This window comes from Geobacillus sp., assembly GCF_017515625.1.
In the GTDB taxonomy this organism is placed as follows: Bacteria; Bacillota; Bacilli; order Bacillales; family Anoxybacillaceae; genus Geobacillus; species Geobacillus stearothermophilus.
Genome location: NZ_JAFWFM010000018.1, coordinates 1 through 4629, shown reverse-complemented (window position 1 = coordinate 4629; position 4629 = coordinate 1). Strand labels below are relative to the sequence as shown.

Below are 4629 nucleotides of genomic sequence, written 5' to 3'. Positions count from 1 at the left end.
GGAACAAATAACAAGATCAAGCTGATGAAACGTCGGGGATACGGATACAGAAATATCCAGCGTTTTGCATTGCGGGTTCGGCTAGAAACAGCTAACATACTTTCATGACAGGTGCAAGTACAACTTTTGGTGATGAACCTTTAAATTACATGGTTAGTTTGAAAATGAATCTCATTTACATCCGAATGAATGATTGGTATCATAATAGTAAAAGGAATTGCGAAAACGCCATCTTGGCTAGGGACAAGGGGGAGACACCATGGGCATTCCGATGAACGGACTGCGCGATATGAAAGCGATTTTGGCCAACGAGCGAAAAGTCGGCGGCGCGGTGGAAGCGGCGCTTCTCCGCCTCCGTTCCGGCGAAGAATATCGAAACGTCTGCATCGTTCATATCGATCAACTAGGCGCCCAATACTATTCGGTCGGTTTTGTGACCGAACAAGGGGAACGGCTCATCGTCAACGTTCATGACATCAGCGTCATCTCTGCGCCTGAACATAAAAAAATTCGTGAGCTGAACAACGCCGCTTATAAACGGGAAGCCATCAACAACAAGCGGCGCTATTTAAAACGCCTCTTTGAGATTTATGAAGGCAGTTATACCGTTCATTTTTGGCGGGAAGCGAAAATGATTATCGATGACATCGGTGTTGAGGCGCTCAGCCCCGAATTGTCGCTGTTCGTCTCCAACGTTCAAGGACAAACGGCCCGCACCGCTTAATGGGAAAATCAAGAAACCGCCCGGCGATCTCCCCTATCGTCCGGGCGCGTCTTTGTTAAAGGGAATTTGCTGTAGCCTCGTTTTCATGGCGCGGATCGCTGGCCATATGCCGTTCTTGCTGTTTGATGGCAAGGGAAGCCCGCGTGTCGCTTCTCCGGATCAGGCGCTGCTCATGCTGACTCGTTCGGATCCTCGAGCGTGCAGATGGCGCTTGGACGTTTGATGCGCAGTACGACGGACTCATAGACGCGGAATAGGTAGTTCATATTTTCTGTGTCTAAAAACGCAGTTTGCATGTCGGCCGCGACAGCGAGGTCGATGTTTTGCCGGCCGGTGTCAATGACGACGCCGCGTTTGCCTTTAATGACCGGAGTTTGGTAAATGCCGGCGGTCATCAGCTCGCGGATGTGCTCAATTTCAAGCACATGCGTTCCTTCATGGACGCGGTGGATCAACGCATACAATTCCGGCGACAAGACGAGCGCGTATGGGCCGGTATGGCCGAGCTGAAGCAGCTTGTTGCGTGCTTCGACGACGTCAGTAAAGGCGTTGCCCGATTTCATCCAATCGCTGCGAATGTGGGCGATTTTTCCTTTGACGTTCATAATGCCCGGCACATCAAATTCAGTTGAACCATTGAAAATCAAATCGTCCTCGAGCAGCGCGCACTGCTGGGCGGCGTTGGCGGCGGCGGAAAAGTTGATCGGGCTGCCGAGCTGTTTCGCCTGTTCAATGTCACGCCAGTACAAAATAAAGTCTTTATACAAAAGCGGGATCGTTAAATGCACGCGGCGCGCCGGCTCGGAAAGGCTCAGCTCTTTGCCGTGGAAGCTCATGTCCCCCTGTTCCGGGTTCATATAAATATCGTTGGCGACCGACTGGACGCCTTCGCCAAGCGGACCGTACAAATCGATAAACCTACGTCCGACGAGCTGGCGGCGCGCCGTTTCAATGACCAGTTTCTCAAGCTCGCTCCATTGGCTTGCTGTGAGCGGGGCTTCTGGATACAGCTTCGTTTTATCCATGTTTCCTCTCCTTTCTTATCCGTGTTTTAAGCTGCCGACTGTCAGTTGCCGTCTCGTTCCGATCGATGGGCGGACAGGTGCTGGGTCGGAAGGAGGGACAGCGTACTGAGCCAGTTTCAAATGGTCTTTTTGATGCTCTTTTTCGTCCGTCGGCACTGAAGCGTCGAAAGACAATGGCGCATCGAGCGCACGGTTGAGCGTTTCGAGAGCGGCTTTCATCTGTTGGTAGTCCGCCGCGGTCATGTCGCGCATCGCCGCAATCGCCGGTTCATGTTCCGTCCCTTTATAATGAAACAACGACAAATCGAGATGCTCCAAAAAGTTGTGCAAGCCGAATTTTTCTAGGCTGATGTCTTGCAACAGGCGCAGAAAGTCGCCGTTTTCCCGCGATAAGAACGCTTCGTCCGCCAATGCCTCCTCCAACTTTGGAAGCAGGGCGGCCAAACGGTCAAATCGGTGCTCCTCTTCTTCGTAAATATGATGCCAATACAGCCGTTCATGATCATCAGCCGCCTGTTCAATTGTCGGCTCTAAAATCGCTTGAAACTGGCCGAGCGCCTCTTTCGACCGGCCGAGAATGGCGCTGACCTCTGCTAATGCGTCGTGTGCGTCGTGCAATGGACTCCCTCCCATGAAATGGTTGTTACCATTTTTTCCATATGTATATGATTGTAAACCTCTTTGCTCTCGTCCGCATTACAGATCAGCGAGCGAGAAAGCCCACTCCTCGAGGGGGGGATAAAAGCGAGCCGTTTTCTTCATAATTGAATGATGATGAAAAAAACGATACCATGTAATCGTTGCAAGGAGAAAGAAATGGTACTTGGCTGTTGCGGTCACATTTGAAGTGGAACCGCGACACGAAACAAAGGTGATGGGGGTTGATCTTGGATCGCGTAACGCGGTTCCGTTTTTTCAGCGGACAGACCGCTCCACTTTTCTGCACGCGAAGGGTGCTCCGTTTCCTGTAGATTGCTTTTTCCGTCCGGCAAAAACGTCACCTTTTGGCCCAGTCCCGAATAAAACAGAATAAGGAACATTGCCCACTTGATATGCGGCGCGATTCCGGCGATAATGGAAACGATGTGGAATGAATGCCGCCAAGCGGCATGGAATGAGCGAAGAAGGTGAGACAGAACGATGAAACGTGCGGAACATATTTATCAAAGACTCGTAGAGATTTGTGGGGAAAGAAACGTCCTGCGCGATGAGCCGATGAAAAACCATACATTAGTGCGGATCGGCGGCAAGGCTGATTTTCTCGTCTGGCCGGAAACGTACGAGCAAGTCATCGAGGTGTTGCGGCTGAAAGAGGAGTACGGCCTGCCGTTTACCCTTCTCGGCAACGGTTCGAACGTCATCATCCGCGACGGCGGGCTGCGCGGCATTGTCATGCAGCTGAAGCATCTCAACCGCATTTGGCGTGAAGGAAACAACGTGATCGCCCAAAGCGGGGCGGATATTAAAGCGGTGTCGCGGTTCGCGCTCGAACAACATCTCACCGGGTTGGAGTTTGCCTGCGGCATTCCGGGGTCGGTCGGTGGGGCGATTATGATGAACGCCGGAGCGTACGGCGGGGAAGTGAAAGATGTGCTTGACCATGTCAAGGTGGCGACGCTCGCCGGCGAGTTGAAAACATTGACAAACGAGGAACTGGAGCTCGGTTATCGAACAAGCATCATCAGCCGGACGCATGATATTGTGCTTGAAGTCGTCTTTTCCCTGCAGCCGGGCGACTATGCACAAATTAAGGCGAAAATGGATGATTTAACATTTCAGCGCGAATCGAAACAGCCGCTTGAGTATCCGTCGGTCGGAAGCGTGTTTAAGCGGCCGCCGGGCTATTTTGCCGGCAAGCTCATTCAAGACAGCGGCCTTCAGGGAAAAGGATTCGGCGGTGCAGAAGTGTCGACGAAGCACGCCGGATTCATCATTAACAAAAACAATGCGACGGCTGCCGATTACATCGCGACGATCGACATGGTGCGCAAAACCGTAAAGGAGAAGTTCGGAGTTGATTTAGAGCTGGAAGTGAAAATTATCGGTGAGGAATGATGACTGATCCGAATCCGGTTTGCGGGTTCGGATTTTTCTTATTTCGCCGAGAGGAAAAATGAAACAAACCGCCAATAGGTAAGAAAAGGGATTATCCGTGCCCGACGGCGCGTTTGCCAACAGCGTCGGCTGCGGTTTTGACGCCCATATCGCCCGCATGGCCAACCGTTCGGCATGGAAAGGGCGGTTCAATCGTGTTGGGCTTCGCGCTCGGTCATGAAAAGACGGTTTTTGGAACGTGATGTCTTTTCACTTTTTCAATGGATCACTGTTGGTTTTGCTTTGCGCGACGGGCTGTTGGCGGCGATTAAGGCGTACTTGATCGTTCGCTACGACGTCGAAGCGTTTGACCGTGCGATTGTCATTCGCGAAGGCATTGGTTGGGGGATCACGATTCTCTGTATGTTGGGGTTTGTCCGTATTTCGAAAATCATCTCGGAGCGGGAGAACCGCCATCATTCGACGTGAGCGTAAAGGAGAGGAGCGGTCGAAAGCAAAACGGACAACTGAAGAAACAGGGAAAAGGGAGCGGCGTTGCACATGGCCAAACGCCAAGAGGGTGTCCCAAAAGGATCAGGACACCCCCTTTCGTCTCTCTATATACGGCATTGACCGCTTCTTCCGCACTATATTTCGTGTCTATCTTGAAGTCAGACAGCCTTTTGGGTCAGCCCCTTTCTCATCATGAACCTCCCCCACTTATCGAAGTGGGGGTTTCCTGTTTCCCCTTCGGAGGTGGATGCATGATAGGCTGGTTGGCAGCCTATCTGCAGGCAACACCTGGCACCCGTCCCGTTGGGAGCCACAGGCAACATGAGTATCCAT

Annotated in this window: 6 protein-coding genes and 1 pseudogene; 5 read left to right on the top strand and 2 right to left on the bottom strand. The window is 52.0% G+C overall.

The features are described from left to right. Positions 1–108 (top strand): transposase (locus IKE44_RS01305; protein WP_287464785.1); only part of this gene is annotated, 108 nt, incomplete at its 5' end. Positions 109–259: 151 nt separating this feature from the next. Then, positions 260–724: a hypothetical protein gene (locus tag IKE44_RS01300; RefSeq protein WP_287464783.1), complete on the top strand. Its 465-nt coding sequence runs from the start codon at positions 260–262 to the stop codon at positions 722–724. Positions 725–894: 170 nt separating this feature from the next. Here IKE44_RS01300 and IKE44_RS01295 read toward each other — a convergent pair whose 3' ends face one another. Together IKE44_RS01295 and IKE44_RS01290 are read right to left on the bottom strand one after the other, a co-directional pair. Beyond that, positions 895–1749, bottom strand: coding sequence for a family 1 encapsulin nanocompartment shell protein (locus IKE44_RS01295; protein WP_287464781.1), 855 nt, complete (start codon positions 1747–1749; stop codon positions 895–897). 15 nt (positions 1750–1764) lie between these two features. Then, on the bottom strand, positions 1765–2367 hold the full coding sequence (locus IKE44_RS01290) for an IMEF encapsulin system ferritin-like cargo protein (protein ID WP_235434212.1): 603 nt from the start codon (positions 2365–2367) through the stop codon (positions 1765–1767). 522 nt (positions 2368–2889) lie between these two features. On the opposite strand from IKE44_RS01290, the gene murB reads away from it, so the two are divergent. From murB to IKE44_RS01275, 3 genes and pseudogenes are all read left to right on the top strand, one after another. Beyond that, positions 2890–3804, top strand: coding sequence for a UDP-N-acetylmuramate dehydrogenase (gene murB, locus IKE44_RS01285; RefSeq protein ID WP_015374224.1), 915 nt, complete (start codon positions 2890–2892; stop codon positions 3802–3804). Positions 3805–3898: 94 nt separating this feature from the next. Continuing rightward, positions 3899–4009, top strand: a pseudogene (locus IKE44_RS01280) (diacylglycerol/lipid kinase family protein); the annotation flags it as partial. 26 nt (positions 4010–4035) lie between these two features. After that, a complete protein-coding gene (locus IKE44_RS01275; RefSeq protein WP_230581351.1) occupies positions 4036–4272 on the top strand; it encodes a hypothetical protein in 237 nt (78 codons plus the stop codon). Positions 4273–4629: the final 357 nt, after the last annotated feature.